The 25999-nt window shown below is 34.9% G+C and carries 15 protein-coding genes; 13 read left to right on the top strand and 2 right to left on the bottom strand.

Features of this window, described 5'->3' with window-relative positions; genetic code table 11:
• Window positions 1–83: 83 nt before the first annotated feature.
• The gene (locus OQ292_RS27595; RefSeq protein WP_284687516.1) at window positions 84–1208 is read left to right on the top strand and encodes a phytase; all 1125 of its coding nucleotides are present in this window, start codon (window positions 84–86) and stop codon (window positions 1206–1208) included.
• An 80-nt stretch (window positions 1209–1288) separates the two neighbouring features.
• Here OQ292_RS27595 and OQ292_RS27590 read toward each other — a convergent pair whose 3' ends face one another.
• On the bottom strand, window positions 1289–2074 hold the full coding sequence (locus OQ292_RS27590; protein WP_284687515.1) for a hypothetical protein: 786 nt from the start codon (window positions 2072–2074) through the stop codon (window positions 1289–1291).
• A 668-nt stretch (window positions 2075–2742) separates the two neighbouring features.
• Between OQ292_RS27590 and OQ292_RS27585 the strand changes: the two genes are divergently transcribed.
• From OQ292_RS27585 to OQ292_RS27570, 4 genes are all read left to right on the top strand, one after another.
• The gene (locus OQ292_RS27585) at window positions 2743–9504 is read left to right on the top strand and encodes a sugar-binding protein (RefSeq protein WP_284687514.1); all 6762 of its coding nucleotides are present in this window, start codon (window positions 2743–2745) and stop codon (window positions 9502–9504) included.
• A 125-nt stretch (window positions 9505–9629) separates the two neighbouring features.
• Entirely contained in the window at window positions 9630–10514 is an 885-nt protein-coding gene (locus tag OQ292_RS27580) for a phospholipase A (RefSeq protein WP_284687513.1), read from the top strand.
• Between the two features lie 190 nt (window positions 10515–10704).
• On the top strand, window positions 10705–12282 hold the full coding sequence (locus OQ292_RS27575; RefSeq protein ID WP_284687512.1) for a Na+/H+ antiporter: 1578 nt from the start codon (window positions 10705–10707) through the stop codon (window positions 12280–12282).
• Between the two features lie 168 nt (window positions 12283–12450).
• On the top strand, window positions 12451–12951 hold the full coding sequence (locus OQ292_RS27570; protein WP_284687511.1) for a hypothetical protein: 501 nt from the start codon (window positions 12451–12453) through the stop codon (window positions 12949–12951).
• A gap of 56 nt (window positions 12952–13007) precedes the next feature.
• Here OQ292_RS27570 and OQ292_RS27565 read toward each other — a convergent pair whose 3' ends face one another.
• On the bottom strand, window positions 13008–14096 hold the full coding sequence (locus tag OQ292_RS27565) for an adenylate/guanylate cyclase domain-containing protein (RefSeq protein WP_284687510.1): 1089 nt from the start codon (window positions 14094–14096) through the stop codon (window positions 13008–13010).
• A 299-nt stretch (window positions 14097–14395) separates the two neighbouring features.
• Here OQ292_RS27565 and OQ292_RS27560 point away from each other — a divergent pair, with 299 nt between their 5' ends.
• The 8 genes from OQ292_RS27560 (at window position 14396) to uidA (ending at window position 25990) form a co-directional block, all read left to right on the top strand.
• Window positions 14396–15754, top strand: coding sequence for a TolC family protein (locus OQ292_RS27560; RefSeq protein WP_284687509.1), 1359 nt, complete (start codon window positions 14396–14398; stop codon window positions 15752–15754).
• A gap of 8 nt (window positions 15755–15762) precedes the next feature.
• Complete coding sequence (locus tag OQ292_RS27555; protein ID WP_284687508.1) at window positions 15763–16824, top strand: efflux RND transporter periplasmic adaptor subunit; 1062 nt, start codon at window positions 15763–15765, stop codon at window positions 16822–16824.
• A gap of 10 nt (window positions 16825–16834) precedes the next feature.
• Window positions 16835–19951 carry an efflux RND transporter permease subunit gene (locus OQ292_RS27550; protein WP_284687507.1) on the top strand — a complete coding sequence of 1039 codons (3117 nt, stop codon included), beginning with the start codon at window positions 16835–16837 and terminating at the stop codon, window positions 19949–19951.
• A 10-nt stretch (window positions 19952–19961) separates the two neighbouring features.
• Window positions 19962–20981 carry a DUF6268 family outer membrane beta-barrel protein gene (locus OQ292_RS27545; protein WP_284687506.1) on the top strand — a complete coding sequence of 340 codons (1020 nt, stop codon included), beginning with the start codon at window positions 19962–19964 and terminating at the stop codon, window positions 20979–20981.
• Between the two features lie 45 nt (window positions 20982–21026).
• Window positions 21027–22070, top strand: a complete 1044-nt coding sequence (locus tag OQ292_RS27540; RefSeq protein WP_284687505.1) for a sensor histidine kinase — start codon at window positions 21027–21029, stop codon at window positions 22068–22070.
• Complete coding sequence (locus tag OQ292_RS27535; protein ID WP_284687504.1) at window positions 22051–22815, top strand: LytR/AlgR family response regulator transcription factor; 765 nt, start codon at window positions 22051–22053, stop codon at window positions 22813–22815. Before OQ292_RS27540 ends, OQ292_RS27535 begins: the two co-directional genes overlap by 20 nt.
• A 27-nt stretch (window positions 22816–22842) precedes the next feature.
• Window positions 22843–23958 carry a helix-turn-helix domain-containing protein gene (locus OQ292_RS27530; RefSeq protein ID WP_284687503.1) on the top strand — a complete coding sequence of 372 codons (1116 nt, stop codon included), beginning with the start codon at window positions 22843–22845 and terminating at the stop codon, window positions 23956–23958.
• A 133-nt stretch (window positions 23959–24091) separates the two neighbouring features.
• Window positions 24092–25990, top strand: a complete 1899-nt coding sequence (gene uidA / locus OQ292_RS27525; protein ID WP_284687502.1) for a beta-glucuronidase — start codon at window positions 24092–24094, stop codon at window positions 25988–25990.
• The last annotated feature ends 9 nt before the right edge of the window (window positions 25991–25999 follow it).

Here is a 25999-nt window from a genome sequence, read left to right as displayed (position 1 = left end):
ACATGTTTAGCCTGAATTGATTTTATAATTATGGACTAACAGAATAATACTATTAAAACAAGCAATTCAATAAAGAAGATAACATGAATATAAAAGTTAATTTATTACTACTTATAACCATACTGGCAGTAAGCTGCATGTCTAAAAAAGGGGCAGAGGAAATCGGAGAAACGACCGATACAGAAGAACTGCTAGATACTTTGGCATCGTTACCAGTAATGTCTTTACAACCAGTAGTAACCACAGAGCCAACTAAATACGATACAGACGATCCTTGTATTTGGATTAACAAAGATGATCTTTCTAAAAGTTTGATTATTGGTACAGACAAAGATGAAGATGGCGGTTTGTACGTGTACGATTTAGAAGGTAAAATTATTCAAGACAAAGTGGTTAAAAATCTGCACCGACCGAATAATGTAGATTTGGAGTACGGATTTAACTACAAAGGCAAACAGGTTGATATAGCTGTTACTACAGAGCGATTAACTCACAGACTCTTGATTTATTCAGTTCCGGAGATGACTCTGATTGGTAGTATAAATGCTTTTGAGGGTGAGAAAGATACCACTAATTCAGAATATCGCGACCTAATGGGTATCGGTTTGTATAAAGACCCAGCTAAAAAGGATATTTATGCCATAGTTGGTAGAAAAGTAGGCCCGACAGACAGCACCTATTTGTGGCAATACAAACTGATGGTGAAGCAAGACTCTGTAAGAGGTGAGCTTGTACGAAAGTTTGGTGCTTTCAGTGGATTAAAAGAGATTGAATCCATTGCTGTAGACGATAAACTGGGTTATGTATATTACTCAGATGAAGGTTTGGGTGTGAGAAAATACTTTGCGCATCCAGATAGCAGTAATCGTGAATTGGCGCTGTTTGCTACAGAAGGTTTTCAAGATGATCACGAAGGAATTAGCATTTATGAGCTAGACGATAAGCGAGGTTACATTTTGGTTTCCGATCAGCAGTCTAACGAGTTTCATATTTTCCCAAGGGAAGGAACCGCAGAAGACCCGAACAAACATCCACTCTTAAAGGTAATACCTGTTTCAACTGTCGAGAGTGATGGCTCAGATGTAACCAGTGTTACGCTCAACGACAAGTTTAAAGGGGGTTTGTTTGTAGCTATGTCCGAAGGAAAAGTATTTCAATACTATAGCTGGAAAGACATCGCTGGAGACGATCTTGAAGTAAAGGAATAGTTCTGAAATCAACAGATTAGATAAAAGGAAGTAGGAAACTGCTTCCTTTTTTAATTGAAAGATTAAATCAAATTATAATGTTAAATTCTATAATTTATCAAGGTTAGTATTTCTTTTCTATTTTGACCATGTTTTAAATCATCAATTTGTTCTTCATCATTTTCCATATTTAGGATATACTTATTTTTAAAAATATCATCAAAGTATACACATATTTTAACGGCTGGAATAGTATGAGGTAATTTTATAGGTTCTGAATTACCCTTTATGGAATAAACTATAATGCTTAGATCAAACTTTTTTGGATCTATTCCTAAGTTTATAATTATTTCTTCAGTGGCATATTCAATAGACTTATTACTTAATTTTTCGAAAATTTTATGGCTATTACTAATTTCAGGAACATCATTCCGTCTTTTCCAATTATTAAGATATCCATCATTCTGATGATTTGCATATTTGCTAAATTCAGTTTTAAATTTTTTGAGAAACTCAGACCCATCATCATATTTCATTTTAATAAACACTTTTACATTTAATGCAGCACCATTTCCTATGTTTTGTAAACTATAGCCGTTTCCATTATTATGTAATGATAAAATAGGTTTATTTATAGCTTGCTGAAAAGCTTTCTGATTTTTAGAGTTAAACTCATTTGATTTATATATCAAATAAGTGAGATATGAAGTAACTAACAAACTTATAATGGATATCAATAAGCTCTCAAATGTTGCAAAAGTTGCCCAATCATCTGGCTTTTTTGACAGATTATAATTCTGACAAATCCCAAAGTATAATGGATAAATAATAAGAGAAAGAACTAATATTATTCCTATTATTAATAATAAATATTTTCTTACATTCATTAAAACTCTTTTGATCTTTAAAACTATAATGTAAACCTTTTTAAGGTAAATTTAATAATGTGTACCTTAAATAATTGAAATTGAAAATATAGTTATATTGCAGTCCAAATGTATTGGCTTATTACCCCTTTCCACCCACTTTCTGGTAGGTCATCCGGATACAGCAGTACAGCTCAGAATTATATAACATTAAATTAGCATTAGATAAATAATAGCTATTAGTTATAACAACCAGTGAATACTATCACTTTAAATAATTATTGCCCTTTTGGTAATAAGTACGACTACCACCCCTTGCATAAATTTTAGAATCGTAAATATGAAACAATGGAAAATCCAATAACAACTATTGCAATCTATTTGCCCAATGGAATTCAACTAGTATTTTTTAAACTTCTAAGTACACAAAAGACCAACATTGCGCTTAATTCTCCATAAGCTCTTCCCGTAAAATTTGTAATAACTGCCTTTAGAATTTGTAAGTAATTCTTAGCAATTGGCTTTTGGTAGACCATTAAGCTCATTGCCAGATACCTTATTGCTGAGCAAATCGCTCGTATCATACTTTTCACTTATAAAAATAGGTGAAACAGGACTCCTATGCGCTTTTCTGCAAATGTCTTTCACATTTGACAAAACCTAATATTTATATTTTTTAATAATATGAAATGAAAAAATCTATTTACCATAAAAATCTAAAAATACTACCTGCGGTAACATTGCTTACCATGCTTTTTATACTGCAATTAAATGCAGTTTCTTATGCTCAAGTAACAGAGTACATCCAGAATTTTGACAGTGTAGATGTGCCTACCGAGTGGGTTTCTACCAGTGGCACTTATATACACAGCATTGTAGAAGATGTTGATCCGTACACAGCAGATACGGTAAGTGCTTTGCAAATGGCAATCAACAAAAACTCACAGTACTCTGGTTTTACAGTATATTTTCCTAATGATATTGATATAAGCGAAAATCGATTTGTAACCATCCGATTACGTAATCCAGAGGGAGTTCATTCTTTCGAAATTCGCTTCTACGATACTTCTGGAGCTTCTTCGGTGATATCAAGCATGGTGCTTTCAGAAGGTTATAATGAGCTCTATTTTCAGATAGGAACCACTATTAATTTAGAAGCTTTAGATAGAATGATTATTCGACCAACCACGGGAGCAGAGTTTACAACCTATCAGGGCAATATCTATTTCGATTATTTTAAAATTGGAAATAACGACGATTTACCGCCAGAATCTGCGGACTTGCTCAATTTATATGTGCGAGATAATTTTAATGTTACTTCTTTTGATATTGACAATACTGCCCGAACAGTACAGCTAGAATATGCAGGTGAAACTGATGCAACTAGCGTAAGGTTGTACACAGCTAATTCGGGTGCATCTTATTGGTCTACCAACACGATTACAAGTTACAGAAATTACGATGCAGGTTTTACTGCCGATCTTACCAGTTTGCTAGGCACAATTACGAACACTTATACTTTTAGTGCTACTAGAATAGATGCAAATCTGCGAGCATTAATTAGCCCTGTCACAAACTCTTTAGATAATGCCAACCTTTCTAATCTAGAATTAGACTCGCTAGGTAATAACATTTTAGCTTATTTGGCAAATGTGGTAGGAGGCACTTTTTCTGGTAGTTCGATTACTACAGCAGAGGGAGTTACAATTACAGTTAGTGCCAGTGCACATGCAAATATAAGCACTTCGGGTGCAGTAACATATCCAACTGGAGATCCTGTGAATGGTTCTATTACTTTAACAGTTACAGAAAATGGCTATTCAGAAGACATAACTGTATTTTTAAATATCTTACCAGAGCTCTTACCGGGAGTTTATATTCCACCTATTTATAAAGGTATAGACCAAAGAGAAATCGTATTGCCAGTAGAAGTTTTATTGGGCGATTCAACTTTATTTTCTGATAGTTTAAGTTTTGATTTTGTAGTGAATGATACTGCTATTATCGGCAATTTTGTAGAGAGCTATGTGTCAGGAGAAAAAACCCTTTTACTCGGTTTTGATGCAAAAGAAGTAGGGCCAGCAATTTTAGATATTAGCATTTCTAATAGCGATTCTACACTTAAAACTGTAAAAATAGGTGTGGCAGTAGAGTCACCAGTTACAGCAGATAACAAAGGTGCTAGATATGCTGGTAAAGATGTAAGGCATTGGCAACCAAGACCATATAAAACCAATGCAACAAATATGAGTGGCTATCCGGTAACTGTTTCTGAGTCTTATAAAGATTGGAGAATAAGTTCAAGTTCTGGTGATGCCGAGACTAACGCTAATTACTTTTTCCAAGGAATTTTGTCTGGTATATTGCTACCACCAGTTTCAGGAAGTTATCAATTCTCAATTACAGGTGATAGTGAAGGTTTACAAGCTTTGTGGTTAACTCAGGGTCTCGATAATTCAACTTTCCCAGATGAAAGTGATCCCTTAAACGATCCACAACATCATTTAGCAAAATTGGGCGAAAATGGGACTATTACGCTAGAAGCTGGCGTGCCTTATTACTTCGAAGGTCACCACAAACAAATTGTAAACGATTGGATAGTAGATGTAAGATGGAAAAGACCGGGTGATATTGACTTTATCAATATCAGCGATAATTACATAGTTTGGTTTGTTGATTTCGAATTGCCAGAAGTAGTTACAGGCATTAGTTCTGTTGTTGGAGAAACCGGAGCATTAATTCGTTGGGGAGCATCTACAGACGATCAAGGATTAAAAGGTTACCATGTTTACTCAAATGGTAAAAAAATTACTGATGAAGCAATTGCAGATACAGAGTTATTTATCGATGGATTAACTGGTGAAACCGATTATGAAATTGTTGTTGTAGCAGAAGACGATTTTGGTCATGTTTCATTCCCATCAGCTATTCATAGAATTACTACGACTGCAAATACAACTACAGAGGCCTCATTGCCAACCACATTTGCACCAACTTTAGTCACTGCATTTAAAGCAGATTTTAGTTGGAGTACATCGCCAGAAGCTTTGGCATATAATATTTATTTGGATGGAGAAAAACTAAACGAAAACATCATTACCGATACAGCTTATCATATAAGCGGATTAACTCCTGAACAAGCTTATACAGTTGAATTAAGAACTGTAAATGTGAGTTTAGTCGAATCTACCAGTGCATCATCTTATAGTTTAAACACGCTGGCATTCGACATCAATAATCCAGATGAGGATGTATTAACAGCAGAGGTGGATGTTACTTTAAATCCGGTAGCGAAGGCAACAGGTATGGCAGTAAATGTTGGTGAAGATGCTTCAGCAATGCCAAAATCTGAAACTGCTGAGTTTATGGCTTTAATGGAAGATTTTAAACCAGGAGGTTTGCGTTTAGGTGCAATTCCGGCAAATAGTATTAGCTACGAAAGCATTACAGGTTCAAGCTCAAGTTACTTTACCATTGGTGATTTTGTACATTATTCTATTGCCAGTGGAGGCAGTTACGCCATGATTTGTACAGGTCCGGGTGAAAGTACTGATTACTTTAACAATCCAACCTCTACCTATACTAAATTAATGGAGTACTTGGGAGGAAATTCTAGTACTACAGAAGGTGCCAAAAGAGCTGGTGAAGGTTATTCCGATCCTTTTCTTGGTCAGTTAGATGTAATCGTGATCGAATTAGGTAACGAAGTTTGGGGTGGCGAAGCACACGGAGTAGCAAACCTTGCAGGAACAGACTTTAGAGATGTGTATTTACAGTGGGTAACAGATGTAAAAGATGCCATTGTTGCTTCACCTTACTACGATCCTGAGAAAATTATTATCTCGGTAAATGCGAGAAGCCCACAATTTCCAGACTTTCAAGATCAGATTTTTGAAGAATTAAGTGATGATGATTTTCCATACATTTTATCTCTTTCTGGATATGTGGGTGGTAATTTGATGGATTCAGGCGAAGATTTCTCTGATCTGGTTGCTAATAGTCGTCTGGCTTATCACAAACAAAGTTACGATCGCATGGCTTACTATCTGGCTAATATGGATAAAATCAATAGAAAAGCCATTGAGGTTTCTGGTAGAATTTGGCCATATTTCCCTTACGAGAGTAACAGTACACAAAGTAACTATCATGGTACTTTGGGGCAGGCATTGCTTACTGTAGATTACCTGCATGAATATGTAAAGAAAGGAGCCATTTTGCCAGCCTTGTTTGCTTTTGAAGGCGGCCAATGGAGAATGGTTACACAAGAAGCTAATGGTACTTATACCAAACGTCCGCTTTTCCATCTTTCAGCTTTGTCTAATGAGACAACCAGAGATGGTATTATGCTAGAATCAACCACTGCATCTGCTCAGAAACTCACCAACCATTACGAGCAAGAGTTTGAATTTGAGCCAGTTGGTTTCCATGCATTTAATAGAGGAGGAGAATATGTGCTGCAATTATATAGTAGAGAATACGAAGAAGATTATGTTGTAAAAGTAAATCTGCCAGATGTAGGTACAATTAGCAATACGAAGATGACAGTCGTTTCAGGTGAATCTTACGAATCTTCAGAAGTAACATTTACAGAAACTACAGATATTACTGTAGAAGATGGTATGCTTGTAACAGTGCCAAAATACAGTATGGTGGTAATCACTTTCGATGCAGATGATTTGAACTTAGAAGCGCCTTTGGCAAATGTAGATTACACACAAGTTACTTCAGTAAACATTGCAACTTCAGATAGTTCACTCATCATCGACGATTCAAAAGCTTACTTGGGTGTTTTAACCAGTGTTGAGCCAGAAGATGCTTATGTTACTACTGCCGATGTAATTGTGCTTGATCCAGATAGCACTGGTGCAGAGATGAAAGGTTCATTGTTATATCCGGGAACTCAAAATGGTGTGATTCAGATTTTTGCTCGCTCAAAAAGTGATTCAACCATAATGAGTGATACATTAACAATTACGATTGATAAATCTAGTTTTGAACCAGTTTCGGTAAAAGCACTTAAGGTGAGCACACAACCGAATTTAACTGGTATACTCGATTCTACATGGAGTTTGGCAAAACCTAATCCGCTTACAAATGTAGTAGTAGGACAGGTTACGCCAGAAAATTTATCAGCCAATTTTAGGGCGCTCTGGGATGAGAATTACCTCTACATCCACTTCGAAATTACCGATGATTTTCTTCGAACAGATGCCAATGCTGCTGCACCTTGGGAGTGGGATGGTGTAGAAGTTTTTGTAGATGCACTTAATCTCAAAAACACCAGTTATACGGCTGGCAATGATGCTCAATATGCTTCTGCCTATCAGCACGATTTTGATCAGTTTTGGAATAGTTCATCATCTTCTAAAGAAGGAGTCTTACTTAATGATACTGTTACTGCCCAAGGTTATAATAAAGTCTTGGCTTTTCCTCTTTCAACCATAAATGTTTCTATAGACACTCTGCCATATATTATGGGTTTTGACGCGCAGGTAAACGATAGTGATGCCGGTTCTGGAAGAGAAAATAAGATTACTTGGAATGCTTTAGTAGACGATGCATGGACAAACCCATCTTCTTTCGGAGAGTTGGTATTGGATGAGTATCGCGAATTACAAGGTATCGCTCTTACTGATAATGATTCTGTAACTCTAAATGCAGATGAGCAATATCGCGCATATATCACTTATACACCTACAAATGCAACCTTTACAAATCTAAGTTGGGTGTCTAGCGATACTTCTGTAGCAACAGTAAGTACTTCTGGAAATGTAACAGCCATTGACGAAGGTACAGCCATGATTGTAGTTACTTCGGAAGAAGGTGGTTTTATGGATACACTTTATGTGGAAGTAACAAAACCAGTTACAGGAATTTTGCTTACACCATCAGAAGATGCGATACTTCCAGTTGGTCAAACTTTACAGCTAAATGCTTCAGTGGTTCCAGCAGATGCTTATTTGCAGGGTATTATCTGGACAAGTTCAGATGAAGTGGTGGCTACGGTAGACCCATCTGGTTTGGTAACAGCATTGGCAGAAGGAGAAGTGGAAATCACAGCGACTACTGAGCATAGAGGTTTTAGTCAAACTGTAAATGTTTTAGTGAATATTCCAGTAACCTCAGTTTCTTTCCAACTTTCTAGCCTTAATATGGCGACGAGTGGTACCATTAATTTACTTTCATTTGTAAATATTCAACCTTCGAATGCGACCATACAAGATTTAACTTGGGCGAGTTCGGATTCTACTGTTGCAGCTATCGATACCGCTGGAGTTCTTTCTGGTATTACAGATGGAGAAGTAGTAATTACAGTAACTACAGTTGATGGTGCTTACACAGACCAGCTCACTGTAATTGTTGGCGAAGGAGGTACAGTTGATCCAGGTGAGATAGATGGAAAAGTAAACAGAGAGTTTTGGACAGATATTACAGGTTATCAAGTATCTTATTTAACAAGTACAGAAGATTACCCTAATGACCCAACTGGTAGTGATTATCTAACAAGTTTAGAAGCAGTCGATTGGGATAACCCAACAGATAACCAGACTTGGTACAACTTCTATGGCCAGAGAATAAGAGGTTATATTCATCCTGATACAACAGGTACTTATTACTTCTTCCTTTCATCAGACGATCAATCAGAATTGTATTTGAGTACTGATGACGATCCTGAGAATAAGGTTTTAATAGCAAATATCTCTACATATTCTACTTTTAACCAATGGGATAAACTTGCTTCTCAGAAGTCTGCAGCCATCACATTAGAAAAAGATCACAAGTATTATGTGGAAATATTGCACAAAGAAGCGAGTGGTAACGATCACTTAAGAGTAGGTTGGTTAAAACCAGGAGAGACGGGTACTGCTCCATCAGAAATTGTTCCGAGTAGTGTGCTTTCTAGCTTCTTTGATACAGATGCGATTTCTAGTGTTACTATAGCTTTAAATATGGATATTGGAGAAACATTGCAACTTGATGCTGTCATCAAACCGTATGATTTCCCTGACCAAAATGTAACATGGTCTTCTAGTGATACTTCTGTAGTTGCGATTGATAGTTATGGAGAGATTACAGCCAACGGTTCTGGTATGGCAACTATTAAAGTTACCACAGAGGTTGGAGGCTTAACCGATCAATTAGCGATAATAATCACAGTTTCCAATGAGCGTTTTGCAGGTGATGATTTAGATGGCAAGCAAAGACCCTCTGATTTTGAAATTTATCCTAATCCGGTAAACCAAGAGGTGTATGTAAATATTCCGAAGTTAGATGGAGTAATTAATATGTCTTTGATAGATATCAGAGGAATAGTAATAGAACAGCGAGATGTTTCTAACGAGTTAGAACAGGTAACCTTCGATGTATCTAAACTTGCGAATGGTTTGTATGTACTCAGAATAAATACTGAAAAGTATAGCACTGTGCAGAAATTGCAAGTAAATCATTAACCTATCATACCTTAACCTTAGAGGTAATGGAGTTTTAGCTTCATTGCCTCTTTTTTTTAAGACTGCTAAACAATTTGAGTTTAATATTGTAAAATTTATAAGAAGATAAATTTTACCAGTTTTTTATGTTTTTACTAGCAAATATTTACAGCGCATCAGCAATTTTTTTTAGAATCAAACCAGCTCAAAATTCTTACAGATCGATAAAACGAGCGGTTCTATTTATATCCTTTCTGGTTTTGAGTATCCAAAGTTATAGCCAAATTTTAACTAAAGACTCAGTACTACAATTATTGGATAATAGCCCCAATTTTACAATTAACAAGGATAACTATTTTATTACAGGCATCCCGATGAATCACAATCCAACTAAATATAATTCGGATGTAAAATTTCAAATTAGTTTTAGGCATCGGGTTACAGATACTCAATTGCCTTTTGATACTTATTTATTTCTTACCTACACTCAAAAGTCTTTTTGGGATATTTATCAGCAGTCTAAGCCTTTTGCAGAGAATAATTACAATCCGGGAGTTGGTTTAGGTAGGTTATTTTTTAATGGCGATAAATTAGCAGGAGCGGGCGCTATTTCTTTACAGCACGAATCTAACGGTAGAGACAGTATTTACTCTCGAAGTTGGAATAGAGTATCGGTACATTATTCAGCAATTCTTTCACCAAAAGTAATTTTGAGTTTAACAGCTTGGTTGCCTTTTTCATATGGTGATAATGCTGATTTATTAGATTATATAGGAATAGGAGAAGTAGGTATAAACTGGGAAATAATTAAAGACAAATTGATTTTCGATGCCATTGGTAGAAAGGGCACAGGCCTCGATTGGAGAGGAAGTTTACAAACCAATCTAAGCTACAAAATTGGCAAAAGCAATCAGTTTTTAATGCTTCAATGTTTTACAGGCTATGCCGAAAACTTGGTCGATTACCAAGTGAAAACCTATATGATTCGGGCAGGACTGGTGATAAAACCTTCTAAATTTATCTTTTACTAAAAGTTTAGTAAAAGTTTTGGGAGACATCAGCATCTATCAATTTTTCATTAAACAATGTATAAGCCTATTAGATTGGCCATTTTGAAGGCATTATGTGTAAATTCAATATTTTCAACATAAACAATTCTTTGTGCTTTTAGGTTTTGCTAGATATTATCCGAAGCATATTAAGTAGCGATTAGAAAATAGAATGTTAGAAAGCTTTGTATTTTACCTGACACTTACCGTAATAATAATAGCACTAATTTTACTGGCTAGAAAGCTAAAAGTAGCTTACCCTGTATTACTGGTAATTGCAGGGTTAATGATCAGTTTTATACCCAGTGTTCCAAAATTACATATAGAACCAGAACTTATATTTATCATATTTTTGCCACCATTGCTTTACGAAGCAGCTTGGCAGATGTCTTGGAAAGAACTTTGGCGATGGAGAAGAATCGTAAGTAGTTTTGCATTTTTGGTTGTATTTTTAACTGCGCTCACAGTTGCATTAGTTACCAATTCATTAATTCCGGGATTTACCCTTGCGCTTGGTTTTTTACTGGGCGGTATTGTTTCTCCACCAGATGCAGTAAGTGCTGGCGCTATTTTAAAATTTGTAAAAGTACCTAGAAGAACAGCGTCAATTTTAGAGGGAGAAAGCCTGTTAAATGATGCATCGTCACTTATTATTTTTCAATTTGCTTTAACCGCATTAAATACAGGCAAATTTGTTTGGTACAATGCATTAGGTAGTTTTATCTGGATGTTAGTAGGAGGTATTGCTACCGGTTTGCTTATCGGTTGGGTTTTTATGCAAATTCACAAACGCATTCTCAACGATCCTAATATTGATGTAATGCTAAGTTTGGTAACACCGCACATTATGTATATTAGTGCAGAAGAAATACACAGTTCTGGTGTGTTGGCAGTAGTAAGTGGTGGATTGTACCTTTCTAGTAAAAGGCATATTTTTCTGGGGAGTAGTTCAAGGTTGCGTAGTATAAATGTATGGGAGAGTTTCAGTTTTATACTGAATGGTTTTGTATTTATTTTTATTGGCCTCGATCTACCGCAAATTATTTCTGGACTAGGTAAAACAGAGCTTTCAGATGCTATCGATTATGGCATAATTATCACAATTGTATTAGTGGTAATTAGGTTGTTGGCTTCTTATGCGGCATTGGCTTTTACCTTGGTTGCGCGTAATTTTATAACTGTAGCAGACCCTAGAAACCCCGGTTGGCAAGCGCCAATTACCATTGGTTGGGCTGGTATGCGAGGTGTAGTTTCGCTTGCATCGGCTTTGTCAATTCCTGTTATGCTAGATAATGGGTTAATGTTTCCGGAGAGGAACTTAATTTTATTAATAACCTTTATAGTAATTTTGCTTACACTTATTGTACAAGGTTTAACGCTGCCACTCATCATTAAAAAAACCAATGTAAAAGATTTGGACTATGTTAAACCAGAAGATGAAATTGATAAAGAAATTCATCAGGAAGTAATGAAAAGAGGTTATGAGTACTTGAGGAGTGAATATAATAAAGAGTTGAAACGAGAGCCTCAATTGTTAAAACTTTATACCAAATGGGAAAAGAAAGCTTTTTCGGAAGATAAATTGAAAATTTCTGAGCGATATAAAAAAATCTATATTGATGTATTAAATCACCAAAGGCAATGGCTGTTAGAGAAAAATGCTGGAGATGAAACACTAGACGAAAGTATTGTAAGAAAGCATCTTAAGTTAATCGATATCGAAGAAGTAAAATTGGACTTAATTAAGTAAAATATACTTGGTGCTAAAAAGTTCTTCTATGATTATTTAAAGATCAAATTTCATTATCGGCTTTTTCTATTTAATAAGTTTAAATCAATTAACATTGAATCTAATTTTAATCTTTTAGAATAGGTTCTATAATCAGTCGAAATATCATTCATTTATTTGAAGCTTAATATGCAAACTATTTACGAAAGCTCATTTCTGATTTTAATTTACAAACCAACATTTAGTCAACTAGAAATAATTTGGTTACCTGAATCTAAGAATATGAGTGTTGAGCAATACAAATCAGAGTTTCTTACTTATATCCGATTTCATAATGAGTATAAGATTAAATTGCTTTTAGCAGACGAGACCCATTTATTTTTTGAAGTAGTACCAGAATTACAAAAATGGGTAAGTGATATGCTAAACGAAAGAGTACATAAACAAGCCGAAAAATTAGCCGTCATCTTTAGCGAAGATTATCTTCAAAAATTAGCTGCTGAACAGATGATGACTCAATCTGAGTTGCAGCATATAAAAACTTTATTTTTTGAGTCAAAAGATGATGCACAAAAATGGCTTGTTACAGGTCGCCTAAAACATGTCAAGCAAAAGGTGTTATTCTTTTATAATAATGAATTTTCAACTTTTTCTGATTTAGATCACAAAAACACCGATTCTACAAATTAACTAATTGCTCAAATAGCATATAAATAATATTGAAGTTGGCTAGACAAGATTTTTGTTTAGCCTAATTTTTTTGCTTCTACACTAATTACCTCTGTCTGATTTTGTTTTCCTTTTAATGTGACAGAACCCAAATGATTGAACATATAATTTTGCGTATCTAATTGTTGTAACAAACTATCTGATATAAGGATTTTCTTTGAGTAAGAATTACAGATACTCTGCAATCGAGCGGTAGTATTCATTACATCACCGTGATAGGCTATATCTCTTTTAATATCACCAATTTCTACAGCAGTAACATTTCCGGCATGTACTCCTGCTTTAAACACGGGAATTATACCATATCTCTCGGTATAATAATTTCTTCTATTGTCAATTTCATTTTCGCAATCAAAAAAGAAATTGATACAAGCATTGTTTTTTATGCCATCTTTTGTATTCCATGTTAATACTATCTCATCGCCCACATATTGGTAGATTTGCACATTGTATTTAGAAACCACAAAATTGATATCCATAAAAAAATCTCTAATAAAAGCACTGTATTTTATATGCCCCAACTTTTCGGCAATAGTGGTAGAAGACTTTAAATCTAGAAACATAAAGATTCGATTTTCTTCTTTTGGTACCCTGTATTTGCCAAGTATAAAAGATAGCATCATCGATCTACCAAACTTTCTATTTACCTGATTGATAAATGAAATTAACAATGCCATGGCGAAATTATAGGTTAACACTAACTTAAAAATTTGTAACCAAGCAAAATCTATATTCACAAATCTCCGGTTGTAAATTAACTCTGGAAAAGTGGGAAATATGAACTGTCGGGTTATAAATAATATAAGTGCAGATGAAAGAAAATTTAATACGCCTTTGTATAAGAGTGTATAGCCTAATGGTAAAGTGTTGATAAATCTGATGCTGATAATTTTATCTGCGAAACCGAAAATTATGCCTTGTACTAAGCCAAAGAATACAGTTAAATAGATATTAAAAATAATATTGCTGTTGTCGGGTAATTGATGTGCAGCATTGTATATATTGTTAAATAGTTGGACGATAAATACCAGAAATAAATCGGCAATCATCCAGAAAACAGCCTGAATGGCTAAATATTTAGTTAAAAGAGGCCATCTAAATTGCATGTGGTCGAAAAGAATTTTGTTTGATATATTTTGCTTATTATTTCTTACCGCCAAAAATGATTGACTACTGTTTGATAACAAACAAGAACATAAGTGAAGCGGACAAATGTGTAAATAAAGCGACAATATTTTAATTAAGTTGAAATGCAATAATAAGCTTTCTAGTAGCCTGCAGGTTGTTGTTGTTGCTTCATTTTGATATTAGACGGCTCAATTTATATTTTGTCCGTTTGAGAACTGAAGTCTTTTGAGCAGGCTGTTGCTACCTGTAGTTTTGCCTCATCCAAATAGTTTTTATTATGATGAAAAAAAGATGGATGGTAGCGCAAATTACATGTTTACTACTATTTGCTTTCTCGGGAATACGGGCTCAAAATCAACCCATGACTTTAAAAGAGTGCATTGATTTTGGATTAGAAAATCATCGCAGTAATAAGGTTTACCAAAATAATATACTGGCAGCAGAAGCGAAGATTCAAGAAAGTAAAGCAGGTTATTTACCTCATGTAAATCTAACAGGTACTTTAGATGATAACCTGAAAGTACAAACCTCAGTAATACCTGGAGATTTAGTTGGCTCAGACGAAGACCAACGCATAGCTTTTACCAAGCAGTTTAGCACGAACGTTTCAGCTCAGCTCGATCAAAAAATCTACGATCAATCATTAATCACATCGCTTAAACTCAACAAGTTTAGCAAGCAAGAAGCTATGCTAAACAAAGAGCTTAACGATGAAGCTATTATTTACAACATTGTTACCGCATTCTATCAAGTATTGGTAAGTCAAGAACAACATGCTTATTTAAAAGAAGACATTGAAACCTATAAGCAACAGTTAGAAGTAGCCGAACTTCAACTAGAAAAAGGTGTATTAACCGAGGTTGATAAAAACAAAATTCAGGTTAATTACTACAATACACTCTCCCAACTAAATGTAGCTGAGAATACACTTACCTATTCGGAGAATCAACTTAAAAACCAGATGGGATTGCCTCTTACAGATGCAGTTCAAATTGATACAGCTTCACTTTCCACAATAGTTGCTGAACTCACGATACAACAAACCGAATCGGAATTTACTCCATCAACTCGTACCGAATACAAATTGTCCAATGTAAATATATCTATGCTTCAGATAGATGAAAAAAGGATAAGAGCACAAGCATTGCCTACATTAAGTGCTTATGCTAAATATGGTGGTGTTGGTTTTGGAGATGATCTTTCAGAATCTTTCTCTACAATTACAGATTTTGCAACCATTGGTTTAAAGCTCAGTATTCCATTATTTGATGGATTTGAGAGAAGTGCAAAAGTAAAACAGGCGAAGTATGAGCTTGCTAATGCACAGGAAAATCTGAAACTGGATACAGAAAGTTATACGCTTGAGTATGAAAATGCTCGAAATGAACTTGTGAAAGCCAGAACAAATATCGACAATGACCATAGAACACTAGACTTGTCTAAATCTGTTTTTAAGGCTACCGATCTGCAATATCAAAAAGGAGTAACAGACCTTACAGATTGGCTTGAAACCCAACGCTCATTAAAAGAATCGCAGTCGAATTACATTAACTCACTCTTTTCCTATTACGAGGCAATATTCGAGCTTGAAAAAATGAAAGGTACTTTAAAAAATTTCTATAACGCTTTGCAATAACCTAAGACATGAAACGCAAACATATAATCTGGATCATTTGTATTGTATTACTTGGATTAATGGGTTTACAGCTCTTTGCCAACAAACAAAAAATTGATGAAAAGAGTGATGTACAAGATACTGAGCCAATATTAATTCCAGTAAAAACAGATACCATTACTGAGATACCTGTTAATTTAAGTATCATAAAAACAGGAAATTTAGCTCCATTTAAAGAGAGTACTGTGTTATTACCTATTGGTGGTATAGTTAAACAAATCAACTTTGAGTTAGGCGATAAAGTAAGAAACGGCCAAACACTGGCAGTAATAGATAGCCGAACCAATCAGTTGGAGTTAGACAAAGTTGAAACCCAAATTGCCAAACTAAAAAACGATCTTGAAATCTATCAGGAGTTGTACGAAGGCAAAGCAGCCACTAAAGAAAAAGTAAGAGAGCTTCAACAGAGTTACGACGAAGCTGTAAACCAAGCCAAGCAGTTAAAAGAGCAAATTGCAGATGCCTCAGTAAAAGCACCAATATCAGGAATTATATCTAGCAAATCTTTGGAAGCTGGCGGTTTTGCCAATACCGGAACAGAGCTTACTTCAATCGTAAACTTGTCTATAGTAAAAGTAGAAGTGAGTCTTACAGAAACAGAAGCATATCAGGTAACAGAAGGACAGAAAGTGAAGATTACTACTAATGTTTATCCAGACAAAGTGTTTACTGGCAAGCTTACTTTTATAAGCCCACAAGCTGATGCAGCCCATAACTATGCAGCAGAAATAAGATTAGAGAACACAGGAAATACCATACTAAGAGCAGGCACTTTCGTATATGCAGATTTCTCTAAAAAATTGGAAGACAGCATTTTGGCTTTACCTCGCGAAGCTCTAATGGAAAGCTTGCAAAAAGCAACTGTATATGTTGTAAACAAAGATCAAAAAGTTGAGCTCAAAGAGATTAAGACTGGTCGAGAAATTAAAGGGCAAGTAGAAGTACTACAAGGCTTAAAAAAAGGCGATGTGGTAGTAACTACTGGCCAGATTAACTTGGAAGACGGAACAGAAGTACGAGTAGCAAATTAATCAACCTATTATGTCTATTTCAGAAATTGCCATAAAAAGACCACTATTAATAGTGGTGATATTTACCTCACTTATCTTATTTGGAGTAATGAGTTACTTCAAACTGAATTACAATTTACTGCCTAAACTAGCTGTAAATGTAGTGAGTGTAACAACCATTTATCCCGGTGCATCTGCTGCTGAGGTAGAAACCTCTGTTACAAAGAAACTAGAAGATGCCTTTGCTTCGGTAGAAGGTGTAGATCAGATAAACTCAACTTCTCAAGAAGGAGTTTCACAAATTACAGTAAACCTAAAAACCAATGCAGATTTAGATCAGGCAGAGCGCGATATACAGCGTAAAGCAGATCAAGCATCGAGCGAATTACCTGATGATATAGATAGGCCACTAGTGTCAAAAGTGAATTTAGATGAAACTCCGGTAATTCGAGCCGGGGTTACATCTACAAAATCTCCCAGAGCTTTATACGACTTAATAGATAAAGAAATTAAGCCTATTCTTCAAAACTTAGAAGGGGTGGGGCAGGTCAATATAATTGGTGGAGATGAAAGACAGATACAAGTAAACATCTCTCCTGAAAAACTGAAAAGTTATCATCTTAATATAGATCAGGTTTCTCAAGCAATAAGTAAAGCAAACCGCTCATTTCCAGCAGGTAATGTAGAAACCAGAACTAATACTGTTTCCATTAGATTCGATGCCAATGTAACTTCGGCAGATCAGATTAAAAGACTTATTGTTTCTAACAATAGATTCAGTACTGTTTATTTGGAAGATGTGGCAGAAGTGATTGATGCAACAGCAGATGCTACAGCAATTAACCATATTAATGGAATACCTTCTATCGGGGTGCAGGTAATCAAACAAAGTGATGCCAATGCGGTAAATGTAAGTGATTTAGTAAAAGGAAAATTTGAAGCACTTGAAAAAGAATACACAGATGCAGAACTAGACTTTGTTGTATCAAGTGATCAAAGTACTTATACACTAGCTTCGGCACATGCTGTAATGGAAGATTTGGGACTAGCAGTAATTATTGTTGGTATAGTGATGTTGGCGTTTTTGCATAGTTTAAGAAGCTCTATGTTTGTAATGGTAGCTTTACCATGTTCTATGATTCCGACCTTTATCGCCATGTACTTTTTTGGTTTCTCTCTGAACATGATGACCCTAATGGCATTGTCACTGGTTGTAGGTATTCTAGTAGATGATTCTATTGTAGTACTCGAAAACATCTACCGCCATATGGAGATGGGTTCGGAAAGAAGAAAAGCGGCTTTAGAAGGTAGAAACGAAATTGGATTTACAGCTCTGGCAATTACCCTTGTTGATGTTGTGGTGTTTTTACCATTAGCAATTAGTGGAGGTACTATAGGACAACTATTAAAGGAGTTTTCTTTAGTAGTAGTTTTTTCTACGCTTATGAGTTTGTTTGTTTCCTTTACCATAACTCCAATGCTTGCCAGTAGATTTGGTAAGTTGGAACACCTTACCAAAGACACTTTGTGGGGTAGAATCATCTTGGCTTTTGAAAGCTTTATCAATACCATTAAAGAGGATTACGGAAAGTTGTTAGCGCTCATGCTGAATAAAAAGAGATGGTTACTTTCTGGTGTATTCTTGCTCATAATTGCTTCATTTATGCTTGTAGGTTTTGGTTTTATTGGTGCTGCATTTACACCAGAAACCGATCAGGGAGAAATCAACATCAACCTAGAATTAGACCCTACCGCTTCTATATATCAAACCAATTTGCTTACTCAACAAGCAGAAAAGTTTATTCTAGAACAACCAGAAGTGATAAGAGTATTTTCTAGTGTGGGTTTTGTTAGTGGTAGTGTGCAAGGAGCTAGCAATACGAGTAACATGGCTCAACTTACGATTTCATTGGTTGATAAAAGTGAAAGAAAAAATTCAGTACAAGAATTTGGTCTTGAAATACAACGTAAACTTACAGGCCTATTACCAGGAGCCAAAGTAACATCTTCGGCAGTTTCGATTGCTAGTTCTGGTACTCGTTATCCTGTACAACTAGCAGTGCTTGGTTTAGATTTAAAAAAGGTTCGAATAGCAGCAAATCAGATAAAGGAAATTGTAGCTTCAGTACCAGGAACCAAATTTGTAGAATTATCAGTAAAAAATCAGAAACAAGAGATTACTGTAAATCTAGATAGAGATAAAATGACTTTACTTGGCTTAGATGCCAGCCAAGTGGGTGGTGTAATTCAAAATGCTTTTAGTGGAAACGACCAGAGTAAGCTTAAAGACAATGGAAATGAATACGACATCAACATTAGTTTAGACCCTTATTACCGCTCAAATATTGATGATGTAAGAAACCTTTCTTTCACAAATAGCGAAGGACAGACATTTCTTTTGAGTCAGTTTGCAGAAGTAAAAATAGTAATGGGCGAAAGTGTTTTGCAAAGAACAGACAGAATTGGATCTATCAATGTACAATGTAATGTAATTGGCCGTCCAGTGGGTTCTGTAAACGCAGAAATTCAAGAGAAGATTGAAGCAGCAGATTTACCGTCTGCTATTTCTATAGAATACTTGGGTGATGCCAAAAATCAAGGTGATGCTTTCGGTAGTTTGGGCTTAGCTTTGATTTCGGCTATCATCCTTGTTTATCTTATTATGGTAGCACTGTATGAGAGTATGGTTTATCCCTTTGTAGTATTATTTTCAATACCAGTAGCATTAATAGGTGCTTTGTTGGCTTTGGCATTAACCATGGAAACACTCAATATTTTTTCGATTATCGGTATGATTATGCTATTGGGACTGGTATCTAAAAATGCAATATTAATTGTCGATTTTACCAACCAGCTAAAAGCCGAGGGCAAATCAGTGAGGGATGCATTAATCGAAGCGGGCAAAGAGCGTCTAAGACCTATTTTGATGACTACCCTTGCCATGATATTGGGTATGCTCCCCATTGCTATTGCCAGCGGCCCTGGTGCAGAGACAAAAAATGGTATGGCTTGGGTAATTATAGGTGGTTTAACTAGCTCAATGATATTTACATTATTTGTTGTACCAGCTATGTATCAAATAATTGAGTCTGTTAAAAACAGATTTCAAAAAGACTCAAACACTTCGATGAATACTCAAACCATATAAATTAATTTTCATGACTAATAAGATTGCTCTTCTAATAGTATTGCAATGTATTGTTGTAAAAAGTTTTGCACAGCAATCTCAGGAAGCATACAAAAAACATATGATGGATTCTATAAAAGCCGCTTACATAGATAAGTTGGCTTTTAAGAACCCCGAAATGCGTCAGTTTACATTTGTTACAGATTATTTTGGTGCAGGAGATATAAATTCAGAATTGAAAGATATTCCTTTTTTTGATGCGAGATTGAAAACAGTAAGATATTTTGCTAATTTCAAAATGCCTCTATTAAACTTTGGGAGAAATAGTATTAGTAGTTCCTTTAGTGCAAATCATCAAAGTATCTCATTAGAAGATGTAAAAAACTTGCAGACAGACATTGAGGTTACAGAGATGGATTTGGAGAAAACAGTTTTATCAAGTTCTTTACAATTTTCACGAATCGATTCTTTGTTTAAAAAACCGATAATTTACATTGCCAATGTTTCAAGTATAGTAGATCCAGAAACCGGACAAAATCAGATACTTTTTGGTGGAATTTCATTACTTACTCTTAGAAAGACACAAAAATCTTCTTTTGCTGTCGGTCTTGTTTTAACAGTTGATCCGACTTCTCCTTTTCCTATTATTCCTTTTTTTAATTACGATGCAATGTTAAATCCACATACAGAACTTTCTCTAGGTATAACTGGAGTTTCTTTAAGAAGAGAATTAAGTGAAAAATCTGTACTGACATTTTCAAACAGCTTAGGAGGAGCAATGTCTATGTTTAGGATAGATACAGATTTGACATATATTCCTGCCAAGGTTATTTATTCCACATTAGAAATAAGATCAGGATTAGAGTTTGAGTATCTGTTTACAAAGAAAATGGTTTTTACAGTAAAAGGAGGTACAAATTATTATGCCTCATCAAAAGTAACAGAGCAGGGTAAAACCATAGGTGCATTTTTGAAAAATAAAATAGGATTAGTTCCTTATGCACAAGTAGGTATTTCTTTTTTGCCATTTTGGAAGGGTTTAGCTAACTAGTTTAGTTGTATATTTACAACCTATTTCAACAGATAAATTAGAACTATGGGAAACAAACCACCAAAAGGAATTTTATTAAAGATTAATATTCTACTGGCGGTGGTTATCACCTTAATATCACTTATATCGCTTTCGATTTCAGAAATGGACTTTTACCATGCGATAGTATTTGCAAGCATGGGAGGTTTTACACTTTTGCTAATCGGCATAGTAAATATCTATGTATTTGATGATGAGTTATTAGAAGAAATTACACAGTCTAAAAAGTTAAGAAATAGGTTCCTTTTATCATTATTAATAAGTCCTCCAACTTACTACTTTTCTTGGGTTGTTTTTTCACCATTAGCTGGCGTCGATCCTTTCATTTGGTTTACCAAATTCCGAGTTTTTGTCATCTTGTGTTTATCTAGCTGGTTAATGAATATGCTTATCATATTCTTTTTCAGATATGTTTATATGCGACATGCTAAAATGTATTCAGAAATAGAAAATCTACAGCTAAAGTCCATTGTAAGTGAAACGGCCAACCAAATGTTAAAACAACAAATACATCCTCACTTTTTGTTTAATGTGTTAAGTACCATAAAAACATTGTACAAACAAGACATCAATCAGGGAGAAGAATATCTAGTACATTTGGCTAATTTTTTACGTGCTTCCATTTCAGATAGAGATTCAAAAACAGTGAGATTAAGCAAAGAGCTTCTGCTTTGCGCAGATTATATAAAAATGCAGCAAATACGTTTTGGTGAAGCATTAATTTTTGATTTCGATTTACCAGAAGAAGTAAAGCATAAAAAGTTTTTACCTTATTTTTCTATTCAGGTTTTAATAGAAAATGCCATTAAACACAACATCCTTACAGAAGAGTCTCCCTTACAAATTACTGTAAAACTTGTAGGAGATTATATTGAAGTTACTAACAATCTTCAGTCTAAAAAGAATAAAGAGTCTTCTACAAGTCAGGGATTATACAATCTTTCTGAGCGTTACAGACTTATCTCGGGAGATGAAATTGAAATCTCTCAAGATGAAAATACATTTACCGTAAAGATAAAATTGTTAGAAAATGAAAATAGTAATTATTGAAGATGAAAAGTTAACCGCCAACGATTTAGCATCTACTATAAAAGAGTATGACGAACAAATAGAAATACCAGCAATATTAAGTTCGGTAAAAGAAGCCATTAGGTATTTTGAGCAAGAAAAAGAACCGGATTTAATTTTTAGTGATATTGAATTGGGTGATGGATTAAGCTTCGAAGTATTTAAATCTACTGGTTTACAAGTGCCTGTGATTTTTTGTACTGCTTATGATGAATATGCTCTATCGGCTTTTAATGCCAATGGTATCGACTATCTGCTCAAACCATTTACCCTCTCAACTGTAGGTGCTGCACTCGATAAGTATTTCAGAATTACACAGCAAAAGCAATCACCAATTACGCCTCAATTTAACAAGGTAATACAATTGCTAGAAAACCGCGAAACTGAGCCGCCTTCAACGATTCTTGTTCATTATAAAGAAAAAATCCTGCCTATAAAACTACAAGATATTGCTGCTTTTTATCTGGAAAATCAGATAGTTCACCTCATCACATTCGATAAGAAAATTTACTTCCCAAGTAAAAGTTTAGAAGAGCTGGAGAAGTTAACTAGTAAATATTTCTTTAGGACCAACAGGCAAAGCTTGGTAAATCGCGAAGCTATTGTAGATGTTTCTAATCGCTTGGGTAGAAAGCTTTGGGTTAATTTAAAAGTGCCTCTTAACGATAGTGTGACTGTAAGCAAAGAAAAGGCAAGTACATTTTTGGATTGGCTGTCTGGTAGTTAAAATTCCCAAAAATCGATATTATTGAAAATGGAAGTACCAATAATATACATCGGTTTTGCACAGGCATTATTTACAATACTAATCTTCTTACTAAAGCGGCCTTTTAAAATTGCTGATGGATTACTTTGCGTGCTTTTATTAGCAGTCACATGCATGTTTTTGCTAAACATTATTCAATATCAATTGCACATCCAAAACGACACTTGGATATTTTCTTTAAGTATTTCTTTTGTATATCCGGCATCTTTGTACTTGTACTCCAAGTACCTTACAAAAGAGATAGAACAATTTAAACTATCTGATCTACTGCATTTTACGTCAACTATTTTGTTAGTACTAGCTTTAATAATTTATGGTTTTGGTGGAAAGTCTGATTTTTTATCTAACCTAGTTCAATACAATAAGCAATTATGGCTAAGGGATATTTTGGGCTATTGTTACTTATTCTTTTTATGGTTTTATGGAATTTTAGCGCTCAAAAATGTAAAGCAGTTTCGCAGCAAAATCAAAGAGATTTACTCTTATAAATCAGCTTCCATCAACCTAATTTGGCTGCACGTTTTAGTAATTTCATTTCTCATTGTGTACAACATTATTGTTGTAATTAGTATTTTAAACAATTATAAGATTGTTACCCAATATATCGATTTAACCAGAGATGTTTCGCTATTGGTGTATGTATATATGGTGAGTATTTGGGGTTATCAGCAAAAACCTTTAATTAAGGAAACAGAAGAGACCGCAACGGGTAAATACCAGAAATCTGGATTAAAAGATGAGCAAGCAAATGAGCATCTTAAAAAGTTAATTGATTTTATGGAAGAAACAGAAGCTTGGAAAGACAATGAGTTAACTGTTGCCAAATTAGCTTTGCAAACTAAAATACCTAAACACCATATTACTCAGGTGTTGAATGAAGAGTTGCAAAAAAATTTTTTCACATTCGTGAATGAATACAGAGTTGAGCATGCAAAGGAAATGATTAGTTCTGCCCAATATCAATCTTTTACATTTGTGGGGATTGCCTACGAATGTGGCTTCAATTCTAAAACTGCTTTTAATAATTTCTTTAAAAAACATACAGAAATGACTCCGAGTGAATATAAAAAGTCAGTTAGCCAAAAGCTTGAAAAAGGAATGTGATAACAAAGTAAACAAGCACTTTTAAGGTTTAAATGTGTTCATATTCAGTGGGCTTTATAATCGGAACGCTTTCTAAAGCCAGATAAGCTAAGTTTAGGCAGTAAATATGAATTGAAAACTAAAGCCTTATCAAATGACTAAAAGTATAATAAATTTAATTATCCTTCTCAGTTTTGCAGCAAGTTCTTTTGCTCAAGAATTTACACTGGCAAACCCAAAAGACATTGCATTGTTTCCTCAACAAAATGATTTTCGGAACACATTAAACTTGTCAGGTATATGGAAGTTTAAGAAAGATTCTTTAGGTGTTGGTGAAGAAAAAAAATTGTTTAACGGCTTAACAGATTTTCGCTCTATTGCTGTGCCCAGCAGTTGGAACGATCAGTTTAATGACACACACAATTATCTGGATTTAGCTTGGTACGAAACAGAAACATTTATACCAAATGGTTGGAAAGGAGAGCAGATTTTTATTCGTGTGGGTTCTGCCAACTATGCTGCTAAAATTTGGATTAATGGCACACCACTAGGTATGCATGAGGGTGGTCATATTCCATTTGCTTTTGATATTAGTTCGATGGTAAAATGGGGTACTAGCAATCGAATTTCTATTCAGATTGAAAATATATTAAAACCAGATCGTGTAGCAACAGGTAATGTAGCAGGCAGCCCTTTTAGCAGTTATCCTAAAGCAAGTTTCGATTTCTTTCCCTATACAGGTTTGAATCGAGCAGTTTGGTTGTATTCTGTACCAGCAGCATCATCAATTAAAGATGTAACAGTTAAAACAGACTTTAATGCTACTACTGGAAAAGTAGACATACTTGTTGAAAAAGCAGGTAGAACCAATAGTGCTTATGTAACTGTAAGTGGAGATGGAAAAGAGATTGAAGTTCCCATTACTTTTTCGGGTAATGAAGGAAAAGTAACCGTAGAGATCCCCAATGTAAAACTGTGGTCTACAGACGATCCATTTTTATATGATGTAACAGTTGTTTTAGGGTCTAAAAATAAGCCTGTAGACCGCTATCAATTACAAACTGGTGTAAGAACAATTGCCGTAACAGAAAAAGATATTTTGCTTAATGGAGAGCCTATCTATCTAAAAGGATTCGGTAAGCATGAAGATTTTCCGATTTATGGTCGTGGAACGACTCAGCCAGTAATGGTAAAAGATTTTGCATTGATGAAGTGGACTGGAGCCAATTCTTTTCGTACCTCACACTATCCATATGACGAAGAATTTTATAATATGGCAGATAGGGAAGGTTTCCTAATAATCGATGAAACTCCTGCTGTAGGCTTATTCTTTTATGACGATTCTACCAGTGTAGCTAAGAGAAAGGCAATATGCCAACAATATATCGATGAGTTAATTTCTAGAGATAAAAACCATCCGAGTGTAATAATGTGGTGTGTGGCCAATGAGCCATTTCCAGAGAGTTTAGGCAAAGGCGGTTTTAACGGAATGGCAAAAGAATACGAAAGTGATGCTGTTGGTAAAGAGTTTTTAGCAAGTTTGATCGAACAAGTTAAAGAAAAAGATACTTCTAGATTAGCCGTTTTTGTTGGCGTAATGGGTGGGCCAGCAGATTGGTTGAGTTTATCAGACGTAATTTGTATTAATCGCTATTGGGGTTGGTATACCAATGTAGGTGACCTAACTACTGCAAAAGCTTATTTGGGTGGTGAAATGGATAAATTACACAACACATTAAAAAAGCCTATTATGATGACCGAATTTGGCGCAGATGCCATTGCAGGTATGCATGCTTCGGAAGATGAAATTTACTCAGAAGAATACCAGCGAAAACTAATTAAAATGTTTATGGACATAGCTGACACGAAAGACTATGTAACTGGTATGCATGTGTGGAATTTTGCAGATTTTAAAACGGGTCAAGGTTTAATGCGAGTAGGAGGTATGAACTTAAAAGGAGTTTTTACCCAAGATCGCAAACCTAAAATGGCAGCTCATTTCTTAAGAAAACGCTGGAACACTGCCAATCAAAAGGAAACATCAGACCAATAAAATCAAGAT

The sequence above is a fragment of the Chondrinema litorale genome (assembly GCF_026250525.1).
In the GTDB taxonomy this organism is placed as follows: domain Bacteria; phylum Bacteroidota; class Bacteroidia; order Cytophagales; family Flammeovirgaceae; genus Chondrinema; species Chondrinema litorale.
Note: the sequence above shows the minus strand (reverse complement) of the source record. Positions and strands in the feature narration are given on the sequence as shown.